We start from the raw sequence: 15,256 nt of genomic DNA, 5'->3' as shown, positions 1-15,256 counted from the left end.
TTCGACCCCTTTTGGTGGCGCAGGTTCCCGACGATGCCTATATGGAAGGTCAGCGGTCCGTTGGTGCGGACGATATGGATGACCCATGGACGAGAACCTACAGGCGCGCGCCTTCAACAGCGCGGCAATCCGCGAGCGGGCGGAAAAGGAAATGAACGAGATCGGCATCGATGATGCGTTGATCGATGCGCTGGTCGATGCGTTTTACGGGCGCGTGAAATCGCATCCGCAGCTCGGTCCGGTCTTTGACGCACGGCTGGCGGGGCGCTGGCCCGAGCATATGGAAAAGATGAAAAGTTTCTGGTCGTCCGTCGCCTTGCGTAGCGGCGCCTATGGCGGCAAACCGGTCCAGGCCCATCTCGGCGTTGCGAACATGACGCCGGACCTCTTTCCGCAATGGCTCGCATTGTTTTCCGCGACGCTCGACGACGTCGTTTCATCGCCGCAGGCCAAGGCCTGGTTCATGGAAACCGCGGAGCGGATCGCCCGCAGCCTGTCTCTCTCGCTGTTCTATAATCCGGCGCTCGACGATCCCGCCTTGAAACGTTAGATATAGGGCGAGACGCAGGACCGGATTTCGCCGCTATAGGCGCGATAGGTGTTATCGACCGGATCGAAGGAGCGGTAGCGGGCGAAGCACCATTGCAGATGGGCGTCCTGCGTATCGGCATTTTCGACGGTGTTCGACGCGTGCTGGGGAAGATCGTCGGGCAGCGGCTCCGGCTCCATCGTGGCCTCCTGCGCCTCCGTCGTCACGGGCGGTTCACACACCCGGCGTGCGCCGCTATAGGGCTGATAGGTATTGTCTGAAGCGCGGTAAGACCGATATCGCTCGCTGCACCATTCGATCCGGGCCATATCGATACTCTCGGTCGGCAGGCCAGCAGTTTCCTGATCATAATCATCAAAGCCGGCGGGCGCGCTCCGCATCATTTCGGACGAAACGGCACTGGTGACGATCCTGTCCAGCACGGGAAGCGCGTCAGCCGTTTCCTGTTGCGGCACAGGCCGGGCCGGCAGGCGTTCGAAATGCTGACTGCTCGGATCGATCTTCATCGGCCGCGCTGTCCACAGCGAAGAGATATCCGTGCTGTTCAGCGTGCTCGGTTCCGCATCTGGCAGAACGGCCGGAATGGCCAGAACACTGCCGGCAGCGACGGTGAGCGAGAGGGTTATGCCCAGGATGGGCAGAAGATTGCCTTGCATGACCTGCTCCTTGCATTTCAAACACCTTCCATCGCGCCTTGATCCGGAACAGCGCGTATAAGTCTCAAATGCGCGCCGTGGATCCACGATCGGTGTTCGGCAGTGAAACGCAAGGGGGTGAATCCGGGTTCCCGAAGGAAGGGCCGATATCGTACGCGCAGGTCCTTTTCCCGGAGCGAACAGGACCAAAGTCCAGGATGGGCTTCGCGTGAGTTTAATTATCGACGCGTTGGACAATCCTGTATGGACGCCGCAACGGACCCCTGGCTGCCGGATTTCGTGGGCCACAAGCCGCCCGCATGCGCCCTCAGTCCGGCTCCGTCGCGGCGACGGCACTTCCGTCTTGCTGGGTAGGCGAAATGGCAATCCTGACCACAGTGGGCCCGTCGCCAAGCTCCATCGATGTCTCTTGCGGCAGGGGCTTGTCGGAGATGACGGTGTCGAAATCGCCGAGATCGGCAAAGACGTGCAGCGCGGTGTGGCCGAAGCGGCGGCTGTTGATCAGGAGGCAACTCTGGCGGGAAGAGGCAATCATGGCGCGCTTGGTGCGGACCACCGCTTCATCCATGTGATAGGCAAGCCGGCCGGAGACGGCTGGCGCCGAGACGAATGCGATGTCGGCGCGCAGTCGCGACAGGGCCTCTTCCGTGACGATGCCGATAAAGGCGTTGAATTTCGGGGAATAGACCCCGCCAAGCCCGATCAGCGTGACGCCGTTCTCACCCTTGTTGCGCTCCATGATGGCGGCATTGTTGGTGATGATGGTGACCGGCTTCTTGCGGGCAAGGACATCGCCGAGCACGGCGGCCATCGAGCCGTCGTTGATCATCACCGTCATGCCGGGCTCGACCAGTTCCGCGGCGGCTTCGGCGATCGATCGCTTGACGTCGGCTTCCTGCAATTCGCGGAAGCGAAAGTCGCTCTCGAACTGGGTGCCGGCGTCGATCGTCGCGCCGCCCCGCACCTTGCGCAACACGCCGGCCTGTTCGAGATCGTCCAGATCGCGATGGATCGTCATCTTCGAAACCGCGAAACGTGCCGCGAGATCGTCGAGATCGACCGCTCGGCTCTCAACCAGAAGATTGATGATACCCTGCCTGCGTTCGTCGCGCTTCACTGTCATCCTCCCGGTCGATCGTCGGCCGTGGGGAATCTATATCGTCAATCGCGGGAAATTATAACATGCAAAGTGTGATTTTGTGATTCCGGTCACGAATCGTGCAACAGGAGTTCGCGAGCCGTCCGTTCGTCGGTGATCAGGCCGTGAAGCTTGTTGCTGTGGAGAACGGCGCGGATAGCCTCCGTCTTCATCGGCCCGCCGGCGATGGCGACGATCCGATCGGGACCCTTGTCCGAGAAGGAAGCAGCGAGTGTGCGCGCCGTGACCGACGTCTGCAGGATGCGGCCCTTGCGGTCGAAGAAATGGCCGAGCAACTCGCCGACCCCTCCGAGTGCGGCGATTTCCTCCAGCTCATCCGGCTGCAACATGCCGGACTGGACGAGATGCGCCTGGCTATCGACCGTGCCGATGCCGACGAGCTTCAGGTCGGCGCGTGCAGCAAGGTCGAAGATTTCGTTGACGCCGCGCTGCGACAGCAGCACTTCGCGATCCTCCTCGGTGTTGGCGAAAAAAGGTACCGGCATCACATAGGCCTGCGTTCCGGTTTTCTCCGCCAGCCGATGGATGACGTCATAGGGGTTGGCGGCATAGTTGCGCGTCAGGCCGCCGAGCAGCGACACGAAGCGGGTGCCGCTGGCATTGATGCGCGGCAATTGCCGGACAGCGGCCGAGAGCGTGCGGCCATGGCCGATCCCGACGACGCGGACATCGTCGCGCTCGACTTCACGGCGCAGGAAATCGGCGCCGGCATGGCCGAGCGTGGTCAGCGCCAGCCCGTCATCATCGACATCAGGCGCAACTTCGCAATAGTGCAACCCGTAGCGGGTGGCGAGATCGACCTCGAATTTGGCGCAGTCGGCAATCTCGCCGTCGATCGTCACCTTCACGACACCGTCGGCGACCGCTCGTGAAATCAGCCGGTGCGCCTTGACCGAGGGAATGCCGAGCCGCTTCGCCACGGCAGATTGGGTAAATCCGCCGATATAGTGCAGCCAGGCCGCCCGAATGGCGAGGGATTCTTCATTGTCAGCCATCGATGACGTCCTGCTCGATTATGGAGATGCAATCGATAGCCGCCAGACCGGCGCTTGTACAAGCCTTGGATTTGTCCGGCGACCCGTTAGGTCAACGTCGGATGCAGGCAGGTCAGCCGATCTTGAGATCGGCCGCGCCCGTATCGATATGCGGCGCCCAGAAAGCGACGCTTTCGGCGATCTGCGGAATGACCTGCCGATCGTTAGGTTCGCGCTCCTTGAAGGACAGCTCCAGACAGATTTCGTTATCCACCGCACCACCCTCGGCGAAAGCCTTGAGCAGCGGTTCGGGATGGATACGGCCCTTGGCGTTGAACTCGGCGGTGAAGGGGCGATGTCCGCCCTTGTCCATCAGGCTCTGCTTGATGTGGATGATCGGCGAGACCGTCGGCACCGCGCGCGCCCAGGCATAGGGCTCGAAATCGTCGGGATTGCTGGAGGTGACGTCGCCATGATCGATATCGGCCATCATCCACATGGGAACGGCCATTTTCGCCGCCGTGAGGCGGTCCTGGAGCGCGATGCATTCCTTGATCGTCTCGCCGAATTCGCGGCCGATGCTCATCGGCTCCCAGAAGACATAGGAGAGGCCGGCCTGCTTGGCATGCTCGGCCACTGCGGCCCAGCAGTCGATGGCGATCTTGATCAGGTCCTCGCGCCGGACCGGATCGTCGTAGTCCTTGTAGGTGAAGATCGCGAACTGCGTGCCGACGGAGGCACCGCCGAGATCGCCGATAATGTCGGCGAAGGTCTTGAACCAGTCGATATAGTAACGCCGGACATCGGCATCCGGGTGGCCGAAATGGTTGAGGCGGCCGTAGGGGCCCGTCATCCCCGAGGTCACCCGCACGCCAGTCCGCTGCAGGGCGGTATCCATCTGGCGCGTCAGGCGACGAATGGTCGGCGCGCTCCAGCTCGGATTGATGAATTCATGCGTCAGTTGCAGGTCGCGTAGTTTGAGGTCGCGAGCCACGGTTTCGATGAGATCATCCGGGTCGGCAAAGCGGTTGACCAGAGGATTGGTGTTGAGTGAGAGCGTCAGTGGCATTTAACAACCTCAGGCGGCGGCAAGGCGGGCGGTGTTGAACCAGTCGGCGAAAGCAGCGCGTTCCGTGTCCGACAAGTGAATGTAGTGCTTGGTGCGACGGTAAAGGATGTCATCGGCTTTTTGTACCCATTCGCTGGCGATGAGGTAGCGCGCTTCCGCCTCGTAGAACTGGCCACCGAAATGCCGGCCAAGTCCTTCGAGGCTGTTGGCATTGCCGATGATGGTTTTCGCGCGGGTACCGTAGAGGCGGCCGTAGTGCTGCACCAGCCTGCGCGGCATCCAGGGATAGGTGTCGCGCAGGCTGTTGGCAAAGGTCTCGTAATCGGCGTTCGGCATGTCGCCGCCCGGAAGCGGGGCCTTTTCCGTCCAGTCGCCGCCCATGTTCGGGAAAATGTGCTTGAGCCGGTGCATGCCGCGCTCGGCAAGCTCGCGGAAGGTGGTGATCTTGCCGCCGAACACATTGAGCAGCGGCGCGCCGCCGGTTTCGTCGAGGTCGAAGACATAGTCGCGCGTGACGGCGGACGGGTTGCCCTTGCCGTCGTCGAACAGCGGCCGCACGCCGGAGAAGGAATGCAGCACGTCCTGGCGGCGCAGCTTCTCCTTGAAATAGCGGTTCACGGCCTTCAGCAGGTAGTCGATTTCGCTCTCGTCGGCCGACACATCCTCGGCGCGACCTTCATAGGCGATATCGGTCGTGCCGATCAGCGCCTTGTCGCCTTCATAGGGGTTGATGAAGATGACGCGCTTGTCGTGGTTCTGCACGAGATAGGCGTTCGCGCCCGCCCAGAATTTCGGCACGATGATGTGGCTGCCCTTGACGAGGCGCACATTGCGCGCCGAGTTCGAGCCGGCAACGCGGTTGATGACATCGGAAACCCAGAGGCCGGCACAGTTGACCAGACATTTGGCGCGAAAGGTACGGGTCTCGCCGGTCGTGGTATTCCGGGTCTGGACCGTCCATCCGCCGTTTTCGCGGCGGGCGGAGACGGCGGGCGAACGGGTCAGGACCACGGCACCTTTTTCGGCGGCGGCGATGGCGTTCAGCGTGACGAGACGGGCGTCATCCACCCAGCAGTCGGAATATTCGAAGCCACGGGTATACTGGTCGAGGATCGGGATGCCCTCGGGATCGCGCTTCAGGTCCAGCGTGCGGGTGCCCGGCAGCTTTTTGCGGCCGCCGAGATGGTCATAGAGGAAGAGGCCGAGGCGGACGAGCCAGGCGGGACGATCCTCGGGGCTGTGCGGCAGCACGAAGCGCATGGGCCAGATGATGTGCGGGGCGGCGTTGAGAAGCACCTCGCGCTCGATCAGCGCTTCGCGCACCAGGCGGAATTCGTAATATTCAAGGTAGCGCAAGCCGCCATGAACGAGCTTGCCGGAGCGCGAGGATGTGCCCTCGGCCAGGTCGTCCTTTTCGCACAAAACGACCTTCAGGCCTCGACCGGCCGCGTCGCGGGCAATGCCGGCGCCGTTGATGCCGCCGCCGATGACGAAGAGGTCATAGGTCTCGGATTCGCTCATGTCTTGCTCCTTCCCTGCGCCGTCGGTCACCGTCGAGGACAGTGGCGGCGCGCTATCGCGTGAATTCAACGGGCCGCCAGAATGTCCCAGGCCGGCGTAATGCCGGCAAGGACATCGCGGTAGGCGGCGTAAAGGCGTGTCATGCGTTCGGTACTGCTGGCCTGCGGCTGTTCGGCGGCGCCAAGCTGCGGGGTCACCCAATCTTCGATGCAATCATCCATGGTGCGATAAGCGCCGATCGCGACGGTCGCCATCATCGAGGCACCCGCCGCACCGGCCTCCTCGCGGGCGCTGACACGAACCGGGGCGCCGACGGCAGCTCCCAGCGTGCCGCGCAGGGCAGCGGATCGGGCAGCGCCGCCGCTGACGCGCAGTTCGGTCGGCAGTGTGCCCATGGCGGCATAACAATCGCGTGCCGCCATGCCGAGGCCCTCGACGACGGCGCGAACGAGATCGGGATATCGGTGCCGGCTCGACAGGCCGGTGAAGTTTGCCCGCGCCCGTGCATTGACGAAAGGACCGCGCTCGCCGGCTTCGGAAATATAGGGGTGATAGAGAATGTTGCCCGGCTTGCTGTTGGCAAACCAGCCATCGACCCGGCCGATCATCTCGTTTAGCCCGACGGTCTCGCCGAATTCGCCCAGGAGATCGGCGCCGAGCTGCAGCAGCCAGTCGAGATTGATCGTCGCGCCCATATTGGTCTGGACCTGGGTGACGATGCCGGGAATGGGCAGGGTGATGACGTAACCGGTCCGCTGGGCATTGAGCACGACGTCAGATACCGGCTTCGCCTGCATGTGAACGCCGGTGGAGCCGATCGCCGAACAGGCGGCGTTACGGCCTTCGCTGCGTACGCCGGCACCGAGCGCCGTCATGATCATATCGACATAGCCGAGGCAAACCGGCGTACCGGCTTTGAAGCCACAGGCTTGAGCCGCTTCGGCGGTCAGCGGATGGGTGGTTTCTGTGCCCTCGATGACGTCCGGCAGCAGCGAGCGGCGATGGGAGAGGCCAAGCGCGGCGAGCACGTCGTCGTCATACCGGCGGGTGCGGAAATTGCCGAAGGTGAAGCTCACTTCCGACGGGTCGGTGGCGCGCACGCCGGTCAGGTTGAGATAGAGCCAGTCCTTGCAATGCATCGCGGTTTCGGCGCGATCGAGCAGGTCCGGGAAGTGACGGTCCATATGGGCGAGTTGCGCGCCCTGCTGGCAGGTGTTCAGGCCGGTGCCGGTGGCTTCGAAACGCGCCCTGTCACTTTGCGAGCCTGACAGCCGTTCCACCGTGGGGGCCGCGCGGGCGTCGAGCCAGAGCCAGGCGTCGGACGTCGCCTGATTGCCGCTGCCGACGAGCCAGGTGCCATCGCCCTGTGCGGTCACGGCGATCGCGGCGGTACGATCCGCCAGATGTTCGATCTTGTCGGAGAGGCCGCGCAAGGCGCGCGTGCAATCGAGCCAGGTCTGCGGCAGCGACTGGGTCACCGCGCCGTCCTCGCCCGTGTGATAGGTGTTACGCACCGAAGCACTGGCGATCTGCTGCCCGGAGAGCGTGAACGCCACGGCCTTCATCACCGAAGTGCCAGCATCAATGCCGATGATCAGGTCCGCTCGCTCAGTCATCCCGAGCCCTTTACGGTCATCTCCATCGTTTCGATTAGCTCGAAACCACGCATGTGTTTCCTCCTGAAACCTCTCCCGAAGGATGGTGCTGTCCATGAGGCTTATGATGCCTTCGAACGGACCTGACGCGATCCTCCCGTGCCTTTAAAGTAAACATAACACAAACATATCATATGTCGCGCAAAATTTTACTGCTGCAGAATTTTATTTCATATAAACTCCATTGTGAGAGGAGCGTGCGTTCGCGGCAGGTGGAGCTGTGCGCGCATCTCCCATGTGTTGATCGCGGTCGGGTTCGTCGCAGAATAAGAATGGATGTCGAAAACGGCTGTGACAATTTTAATTATTAAATTTCATATTGTTATACATAAAGATGACAGTAATTTTCTTGCTCCTTGAGAACGAGTGAACGCCTTTCGTTCGCTGGGTGGTCCGCGTAGGAAGGCAAAATGAATCGCCGGAAAATGATTAAAGCGGCGTTGTCTGCTTCTCTGGTTGCCAAAATAGTCAATGAAGTGTCATTGACAGCCAGTGATAATCTAACATATATAATGCGACATATAACACATATCTATCGCAACTGCGATAGATATGTTGCAATGCAGCACGGCGGATGGGGAGATCTTGCTGGTGCCGTCCCTTGGGAGGATGTCATGATGTTTTTTGGATCAAGGACTGCGCCGCATCTCGTTGGCGCCATATCGCCTGCGCCCCATTCTTCGATGGGAAGGGGATCGCTGCCCGCGTTCCCTCCTTGCCCGGAGGCGCGCGGCTCCTTTGGGAAAATCTGACTGCCACAGCCAAGGTCGCCTGATATGACAATGAACGCGAAATCAAAATCTCAGCCCGTGTGGAAATCCCGTTGGGCCGGCATTGCCGCCGCGGTCGTGTTGCTCGGCGCCATGGCACTCGACACCAAGGTCGTCGGCATCGGTTCGGAACATGATGTTCAGGAGCAGAAGTTCTCGCCGGTGGCGTTCGGCGCCGAACAGTTCCCGATCATCAAGCAGGACGTCGAGAAGCGCGCCGTCGATGGTGTCGCGCTTTCCAAGGCGATCGCCGCCGACAAGAAGGCCGCCGGCGAAAAATACGGTGTTGCGACCTCGACCGGTCCGGTGATCCCGGTGTCCTTCACCGGTATCGTTGGCGAGCGCAAGTCCAACTACAATATCGTCGCCGTCGAGGGCCTGCCGCCGGAGTTGACCGTTCGCGTCCAGACCGGCCCGGCGCTTAACGGAACCGACCTTCGCGATGCCACCGGCAAGATCGAGTTTGGCCAGTTCACCAACCAGATCGAATTCCAGGATGCGGGCTCTGCCATCAACAACGAGGTCAAGAAGGTGGTTCTGGGCGGCATCGATCCGAATGTGCTGGCCGGCAAGACGATCTCGGTCACCGGCGTCTTCAAGCTGGTCAATCCGAAGAGCTGGATCGTTACCCCCGTGAGGCTCGACGTCAAATGAGCGAAGTCGGTGCGTCCAGTCACAAGGATGAGGTCGTTCTTGCCGCGCGCAACGTGGCGAAGGCCTATGGCAATATCCATGCCCTGAAGGGCGTGAATTTCGATATCCATCGCGGTCAGGTGACGACGCTGTTCGGCGAGAACGGCGCCGGCAAGTCGACCCTGATGAAAATCCTGTCCGGTGTCATCCCTCCGACATCGGGCGAAATCATTCTTGATGGGCAGCCGATCTCTTTCGCGTCATCCTCCCAAGCACGCGACCACGGCATCTCCATCATCCATCAGGAGCTCAGTCTCGCGCCGAATATGAATGTCCGCGACAACATCTTCATGGGTCGCGAAATCATGATGGCGACAGGCGTCGATTTTGCCGAGGAAGAACGGCAGACGCGCCTGCTGATGCAGGATCTCGAGGAAGACATCGACCCGCTGACCCCGGTCGAGGAGCTTCGTCTCGGCCAGCAGCAGATCGTCGAAATTGCCCGCGCCCTGTCGGTCAATTCGCGCATCCTGATCATGGACGAGCCGACCTCGGCGCTGTCGGCCTCGGAAGTCGAGGTGCTGTTCAAGGTCATCCGCGACCTCAATAGCCGCGGCGTTTCGATCGTTTATATCTCGCATCACCTGGAAGAAGCCCTGCAGATCACCAATCACGCGGTGGTTCTGCGCGACGGCGCGATGACCGCCTATGCCGAGCGCAAGGAAATCGACCTCGAATGGATCGTCCGTCACATGGTGGGCGACAATTTCGACCTCGGCTCGCCGCCGACCGGTTATGACAAGGGCGGTGTGGCGCTCTCGATCGAGGGGATCACCGTGCCGGATCCGGCCGGTGCGGGCTATTCGGTCGTCGATGGATTGTCTCTCTCGGTACGTGAGGGCGAGATCGTCTGCATCTACGGCTTGATGGGTGCCGGGCGTACCGAACTCCTGGAATGCGTGGCCGGACGGCTGCGTTCGACCGCGGGCAAGGTCGTGCTGAAGGGCAGGGACGTCACCGGCCAGTCGATCTCCGAATGCATTCGCGATGGCCTCGTCCTGGTGCCGGAAGACCGCCAGCGCGACGGCCTGGTCCAGACCATGACGGTCGGCCGTAACCTGTCGCTGGCCAGCATCGGCGCTTTTACGAAGGGTCTGTTCACGTCCTTCTCGCGGGAGGCAGGCCTCGTCACGGACTCCATTCGCAAGGTTCACATCAAGACCGATGGCGCCGGTGCCGCGATTGGCTCGCTGTCCGGCGGCAACCAGCAGAAGGTCGTGATCGGCAAGATGCTGGCGACGCAGCCGGACGTGATCCTGCTCGATGAGCCGAGCCGCGGCATCGACATCGGGGCCAAGGCGGAAGTGTTCAAGCTCCTGGCCGAGCGCGCCAAACAGGGTCTTGCAGTGATCTACACGACATCGGAAGTCGGCGAATGCCTGAGCATTGCCCATCGCATCATCGTCATGCGGCGCGGTCGCATTTCGGCGGAATTCGGTCCCGACGTGACCAAGGAACAAATTATGGCCGCCTCGGGCGAGGCTGTGGTTGCCCACTAGGAGCACGAACATGTCAGTCACAAGTACCATTGACAGCAAGCCCGCGCCCGGTGCCGGCAAACGCAGGAAGAGCCTTGTCGAGCTTTTGTTCGAGGGACGTGCCTTCTTTGCGCTGATCGCGATCGTCATCGTCTTTTCGTTGATGTCGCCCAATTATTTCACGGTCAGCAATTTCCTGATCATGGCCTCTCACGTTGCCATCTTCGGCCTGCTCGCCATCGGCATGCTGCTGGTCATCCTGAACGGCGGCATCGACCTTTCGGTCGGCTCGTCGCTTGGACTTGCCGGTGTCGTTGCCGGCTTCCTGATGCAGGGCGTGACGATCCCGCAACTCGGCGTGATCCTCTATCCGTCGGTGTGGATCGTCGTCCTGTTGACCTGCCTTCTGGGGGCCGTCGTCGGTGCGGTGAACGGCGTGCTGATCGCTTATCTGCGCGTACCGGCCTTCGTCGCCACGCTCGGCGTGCTCTATGTCGCTCGCGGCGTGGCGCTTCTGATGACCAACGGCCTGACCTACAACAATCTTGGCGGCCGCCCGGAGCTCGGCAATACCGGTTTCGACTGGCTCGGCTTCAATCGCCTGGGCGGCGTGCCGATCGGCGTTCTTGTGCTGCTGGCCTTCGCCGTTATCTGCCATATCCTGCTGTCGCGCACGGCCTTCGGTCGCTGGCTTTATTCATCCGGTGGCAACGAGCGCGCTGCGGAGCTTTCAGGCGTCCCGGTCAAGCGCGTCAAGATCACGGTCTATGTGCTTTCCGGCATCTGCGCCGCCGTCGCGGGCCTGGTTCTTTCCTCGCAGCTGACCTCCGCAGGCCCGACCGCCGGAACCACCTATGAACTGACGGCGATCGCCGCTGTCGTCATTGGCGGTGCGGCGCTGACGGGTGGCCGCGGCACAGTCATCGGCACCATGCTCGGCGCCTTCGTCATCGGCTTCCTCTCGGATGGCCTCGTCATCATCGGCGTCTCTGCCTATTGGCAGACGGTTTTCACCGGCGCTGTCATCGTCACCGCGGTTCTTCTGAACAGCGTCAAATACGGTCGCCGCTGAGAACAGCGACGGCTGACACCAACTGACCGCTGCCGGGAGAGGCGGACCACCCGAGTGGCCCGGCAGCGGAAAGTATTGCCGAAAATCGGCGTAACCAGACTCAACAAAGGGAGTGAGATCATGTTTAAAAAAGGTATGCGTGTACTCTTTGCAGCAACTGCGGTCATGCCGTTGCTGTTCAGCTCTGCCTGGGCCGATGGCCTGATCACCGTCATCGTCAACGATCCGTCGAACCCCTACTGGTTCACGGAAGGCGAAGTCGCCAAGAAGACCGCCGAAGGCCTTGGCTACACCGCCAATGTCGGCGCCCATAAGGGTGACACCAACACCGAAAGCAACCTGATCGACACGGCGATCACCAACAAGTCGGTCGCGATCATCCTCGATCCGGCCAATGCTGACGGCTCGGTCGGCGCGGTCAAGAAGGCCGTTGCAGCCGGCATCCCGGTTATCCTGGTCAACGCCGAGATCAACCAGGAAGGCCTTGCCAAGGCTCAGCTCGTCTCGAACAACGCCCAGGGTGCCGCCCTCGGTGCACAGCAGTGGGTCGAGGCTGTCGGCGAGAAGGGCAAGTATGTCGAACTCTTCGGCGCTCCCTCCGACAACAATGCCGCGACGCGTTCGAACGGCTACGAAACCGTCCTGACGCAGTATCCGGACCTGGAAAAGGCTGCCAAGGAAGTTGCCGACTGGGATCGCACCAAGGGCCACGACAAGATGCAGTCGATGCTCCAGGCAAATCCGGACATTATCGGCGTGATCAGCGGCAACGATGAAATGGCCCTTGGCGCCATCGCTGCGCTGAAGGAAGCCGGCAAGCTCGACCAGGTCAAGGTCGGCGGCTTCGACGGTTCGCCGGACGCGGTTGCCGCCATCAAGGCCGGCGAACTGCAGTACACCGTCCTCCAGCCGGTCGCCGTATTCTCGGAAGCTGCCGTCAAGCAGGCCGACAGCGTGATCAAGAACGGTTCCACCGGTGTCGATACCGAAAAGCAGCTGTTCGATTGCCTCCTGATCACCAAGGACAATATCGACAAGTACACGGCCCCGTTCGTCCTGAGCGAATAAGCGACCATCGGGAAGCGTCCGCAAGGGCGCTTCCCTTTCCGTTTCCGGCCTCGCGCCCGTCGCGAGGATTTTCTGACCGCGCTTGGCATTTTCCTTGCCGCCCGATACGAGATACGAACCTCTATCCTCGAAGTCATGGCAGGGCTCCCCGTGAACAAGAAAGTCGACGTCAAGGAATTGCTTTCGGAAGAGTTGCCCAGCGACAGCCGGCATGCGCGCCAACTCGTCCGGCGCCAGCTCATCGCCGAAGCCGTGATCGCCGAGGGCTCGCTTCGCATCGAGGATCTGACGGAACGTTTCGGTATCAGCCTGATGACCGCGCACCGCGATGTCGATGAGCTCGTCAGCCGGGGCCTGTTCCGCAAGACGCGCGGCATCGTGTCCGCCGCTCCGACAAGCCTGATCGAATCCAGCGACGCCTATCGCGCCACGCGCCAGGCCAGGGAGAAAAAATCCATTGCCCGCGCTGCTATGAGCTTCGTCGAACCGGGCCAGGCGATTTTCCTTGATGACGCGACAACGGTGCATGAAATGGCTTCGCTGTTGCCGGCCAAGGTGCCGTTGACGGTGATCACCAATTCGCTCGTGCTGATCAACGAGCTCAAGGATGTGAACGACCTCAATCTCATCGGTCTCGGCGGCCAGTTCTATCACTGGTGCAATGCCTTCATGGGCCACATCACGGTGAACGAGATCCGTCGTCTGCGGGCCGATACCGTCTTCATGTCGTTGTCGGCGATCGTCGACGACGTCGTGTTCCACCAGTCGCCGGAGACGGTCGAGACCAAGCGGGCCATGTTCGAAAGTGCGGCCAAGCGCGTGCTTCTGGCCGACCATACGAAGTTCGAGCGGCGCGCGCTGCATCATTTCGCGGCGCTCAATGAATTCGATGCCGTCATCGTCGATGAGGATACGCCGATTTCCCATCTGTCGCGCATGCGATCAAAGGGCATCAATGTCGTGGTGGCGGACGCGGAACGGTAGGACGCGGCGGTCCGTTCGCGGACCTTGCCCGGTTGCCGATGCGTTTCGCCGCTCGTTTGGAGAATGGAGAAACGCATGCCCTGCATCATGGGTATAGACAGCGGCCTGACCGTCACCAAGGCCGTGATTTTCGATGAAAACGGAACTGCGCTTGCCACCGCGCGCCGGCGCGTTCCGCAACTGATCCCGGAGCCGCAGCATGTCGAGCGCGACATGGACGGGCTCTGGGCGGCGACGGCTGACGCGATCCGCGAGGCTGTGGCCTCCTGCGGCCGTCCGGCCTCCGACATCGTCGCGATCGCAGCGACCGCGCATGGTGATGGTATCTACCTGCTCGGCGACGACCTGCGTCCGCTCGGACCGGCAATCGTCTCGCTCGATACCCGTGCCGCGGAACTCGCCGACGACTGGAACCGTGGCGAGGTGGGAAATCGCTCGTTGCAGTTGACCGGCCAGAAGCCGCATGCCTCCGCCCCATCGGCGCTTCTCGCCTGGATCCGCGACCGCCAGCCCGAACGTTATGCCCGGATCGCCCATTTCTTCGCCGCCAAGGACTGGCTGCGTTTCTGTCTCTGCGGCATCATCGGCACAGACCGCAGCGAGGCCAGCACCTCCTTTACCGACGTGCGGACGCAGGACTATTCCAGCAAAGCCTTTGCCCTGTTCGGCTTGCAGGGCCTCTCCGGCAAGCAGCCGCCCATGGCCGGCTCGACCGAAATTGTCGGCGGCGTGACGGCGGGGACCGCGCGGCTGACCGGACTGTTGGAAGGTACACCGGTCGTTGCCGGCCTCCACGATGTCACGGCATCCGCGCTCGGCATGGGTGGTTATGGCGAGGGCGTGATCGCCGTCATTGCCGGCACCTATTCGATCAACGAGACGGTATCGCGCGCGCCGAAGGTGGATGCGCGCTGGTTCTGCCGCAACGGCATTCTGCCGGGCGAGTGGAACAACATGTCGATCTCGCCGGCCTCAACTGCCAATTACGACTGGTTCATCGACCAGTTCTGCGCCGCCGACGCTGCGAAGGCGGCAGCGGCGGGCGGCAGCATCCATGCGATCCTCGGCAAGGAGTTCGAGGCCGCGCGTGACCGTCCATCCAGCATCTTCTTCCATCCCTATCTGTTCGGATCGCCCTTCGGCGGGGCGTCGAGCGCCGGCTTCTACGGCATGAACGCCTGGCATGATCGTGGCGATCTGGTCAGGGCGGTGCTGGAAGGCATCGCCTTCAACCATCGCATCCATGTCGATGCCTTAAGGGATGGTTTTGCGCCGAAGACGGCGCGGCTGACGGGCGGCATTTCCCGCAATCCGGCCATGGCCGGGCTGTTCGCCGATATTCTCGGTATGCCGGTCACCGCGACGAAAACGGAAGAAGCGGCCGCCTGGGGTGCGGCGCTCTGCGCCGGCGCCGGCGTCGGGCTGTTTTCCGCGCCGACCGCCGATCCACGCGATCTCGCCTCCATCGAGACGGTCTATCAACCGGATCCCGATCGTAACCAAGCCTATAGCGAGAAATACCAGCTGTTCCTCGATCTCGCCGACGCCATGAAGCCGCTCTGGCCAAGGTTGCGACGCCTCGGTGGTTCCGGACAGTGAACAGGATG

The 15,256-nt window shown here is 61.9% G+C and carries 13 protein-coding genes; 7 read left to right on the top strand and 6 right to left on the bottom strand.

All coding sequences use genetic code 11. The features are described 5' to 3' along the window. Window positions 1–85 precede the first annotated feature (85 nt). Window positions 86–550 carry a group III truncated hemoglobin gene (locus tag ACST81_RS23455; protein WP_438754520.1) on the top strand — a complete coding sequence of 155 codons (465 nt, stop codon included), beginning with the start codon at window positions 86–88 and terminating at the stop codon, window positions 548–550. On the opposite strand, the gene ACST81_RS23450 is transcribed toward ACST81_RS23455, so the two are convergent. The 6 genes from ACST81_RS23450 to ACST81_RS23425 all read right to left on the bottom strand — a co-directional run bounded on the left by ACST81_RS23450 (window position 547) and on the right by ACST81_RS23425 (window position 7,545). Beyond that, complete coding sequence (locus tag ACST81_RS23450) at window positions 547–1,206, bottom strand: BA14K family protein (protein WP_438754518.1); 660 nt, start codon at window positions 1,204–1,206, stop codon at window positions 547–549. The two genes, ACST81_RS23455 and ACST81_RS23450, sit on opposite strands and share 4 nt — an antisense overlap. A gap of 307 nt (window positions 1,207–1,513) precedes the next feature. Beyond that, window positions 1,514–2,323, bottom strand: a complete 810-nt coding sequence (locus ACST81_RS23445) for a DeoR/GlpR family DNA-binding transcription regulator (RefSeq protein ID WP_438754517.1) — start codon at window positions 2,321–2,323, stop codon at window positions 1,514–1,516. A gap of 92 nt (window positions 2,324–2,415) precedes the next feature. Next, window positions 2,416–3,360 (bottom strand): sugar-binding transcriptional regulator, encoded by a 945-nt coding sequence (locus ACST81_RS23440; RefSeq protein ID WP_438754515.1) that lies wholly within the window; start codon window positions 3,358–3,360, stop codon window positions 2,416–2,418. Between the two features lie 112 nt (window positions 3,361–3,472). Beyond that, complete coding sequence (locus ACST81_RS23435) at window positions 3,473–4,408, bottom strand: TIM barrel protein (RefSeq protein WP_438754513.1); 936 nt, start codon at window positions 4,406–4,408, stop codon at window positions 3,473–3,475. A gap of 9 nt (window positions 4,409–4,417) precedes the next feature. Then, window positions 4,418–5,929, bottom strand: a complete 1,512-nt coding sequence (locus tag ACST81_RS23430) for a glycerol-3-phosphate dehydrogenase (RefSeq protein ID WP_438754511.1) — start codon at window positions 5,927–5,929, stop codon at window positions 4,418–4,420. A 65-nt stretch (window positions 5,930–5,994) separates the two neighbouring features. Next, window positions 5,995–7,545: an FGGY-family carbohydrate kinase gene (locus ACST81_RS23425; RefSeq protein WP_438754509.1), complete on the bottom strand. Its 1,551-nt coding sequence runs from the start codon at window positions 7,543–7,545 to the stop codon at window positions 5,995–5,997. Window positions 7,546–8,366: 821 nt separating this feature from the next. Between ACST81_RS23425 and ACST81_RS23420 the strand changes: the two genes are divergently transcribed. From ACST81_RS23420 to ACST81_RS23395, 6 genes are all read left to right on the top strand, one after another. After that, window positions 8,367–9,008 (top strand): DUF2291 family protein, encoded by a 642-nt coding sequence (locus ACST81_RS23420; protein WP_438754507.1) that lies wholly within the window; start codon window positions 8,367–8,369, stop codon window positions 9,006–9,008. After that, window positions 9,005–10,546, top strand: coding sequence for a sugar ABC transporter ATP-binding protein (locus ACST81_RS23415; protein WP_438754505.1), 1,542 nt, complete (start codon window positions 9,005–9,007; stop codon window positions 10,544–10,546). Before ACST81_RS23420 ends, ACST81_RS23415 begins: the two co-directional genes overlap by 4 nt. Before the next feature lie 10 nt (window positions 10,547–10,556). Continuing rightward, a complete protein-coding gene (locus ACST81_RS23410) occupies window positions 10,557–11,597 on the top strand; it encodes an ABC transporter permease (RefSeq protein WP_438754503.1) in 1,041 nt (346 codons plus the stop codon). 120 nt (window positions 11,598–11,717) lie between these two features. Continuing rightward, window positions 11,718–12,665, top strand: coding sequence for a D-ribose ABC transporter substrate-binding protein (locus ACST81_RS23405; RefSeq protein WP_438754501.1), 948 nt, complete (start codon window positions 11,718–11,720; stop codon window positions 12,663–12,665). A 150-nt stretch (window positions 12,666–12,815) separates the two neighbouring features. Next, window positions 12,816–13,649, top strand: a complete 834-nt coding sequence (locus ACST81_RS23400) for a DeoR/GlpR family DNA-binding transcription regulator (RefSeq protein ID WP_438754499.1) — start codon at window positions 12,816–12,818, stop codon at window positions 13,647–13,649. Between the two features lie 75 nt (window positions 13,650–13,724). Continuing rightward, on the top strand, window positions 13,725–15,248 hold the full coding sequence (locus ACST81_RS23395) for an FGGY-family carbohydrate kinase (RefSeq protein ID WP_438754496.1): 1,524 nt from the start codon (window positions 13,725–13,727) through the stop codon (window positions 15,246–15,248). Window positions 15,249–15,256 lie beyond the last annotated feature (8 nt).

This window comes from Pararhizobium sp. O133 (assembly GCF_051669845.1).
Classification (GTDB): domain Bacteria; phylum Pseudomonadota; class Alphaproteobacteria; order Rhizobiales; family Rhizobiaceae; genus Pararhizobium.
This window is presented reverse-complemented; position numbering and strand designations above follow the sequence as displayed.

Bases quoted from the DNA above. Each gene is read 5' to 3' on its own strand.
- ACST81_RS23455 (WP_438754520.1), top strand. From the start codon at position 86: ATGGACGAGAACCTACAGGCGCGCGCCTTCAACAGCGCGGCAATCCGC.
- ACST81_RS23450 (WP_438754518.1), bottom strand. From the start codon at position 1,206: ATGCAAGGCAATCTTCTGCCCATCCTGGGCATAACCCTCTCGCTCACC.
- ACST81_RS23440 (WP_438754515.1), bottom strand. From the start codon at position 3,360: ATGGCTGACAATGAAGAATCCCTCGCCATTCGGGCGGCCTGGCTGCAC.
- ACST81_RS23435 (WP_438754513.1), bottom strand. From the start codon at position 4,408: ATGCCACTGACGCTCTCACTCAACACCAATCCTCTGGTCAACCGCTTT.
- ACST81_RS23430 (WP_438754511.1), bottom strand. From the start codon at position 5,929: ATGAGCGAATCCGAGACCTATGACCTCTTCGTCATCGGCGGCGGCATC.
- ACST81_RS23425 (WP_438754509.1), bottom strand. From the start codon at position 7,545: ATGACTGAGCGAGCGGACCTGATCATCGGCATTGATGCTGGCACTTCG.
- ACST81_RS23420 (WP_438754507.1), top strand. From the start codon at position 8,367: ATGAACGCGAAATCAAAATCTCAGCCCGTGTGGAAATCCCGTTGGGCC.
- ACST81_RS23415 (WP_438754505.1), top strand. From the start codon at position 9,005: ATGAGCGAAGTCGGTGCGTCCAGTCACAAGGATGAGGTCGTTCTTGCC.
- ACST81_RS23410 (WP_438754503.1), top strand. From the start codon at position 10,557: ATGTCAGTCACAAGTACCATTGACAGCAAGCCCGCGCCCGGTGCCGGC.
- ACST81_RS23405 (WP_438754501.1), top strand. From the start codon at position 11,718: ATGTTTAAAAAAGGTATGCGTGTACTCTTTGCAGCAACTGCGGTCATG.
- ACST81_RS23395 (WP_438754496.1), top strand. From the start codon at position 13,725: ATGCCCTGCATCATGGGTATAGACAGCGGCCTGACCGTCACCAAGGCC.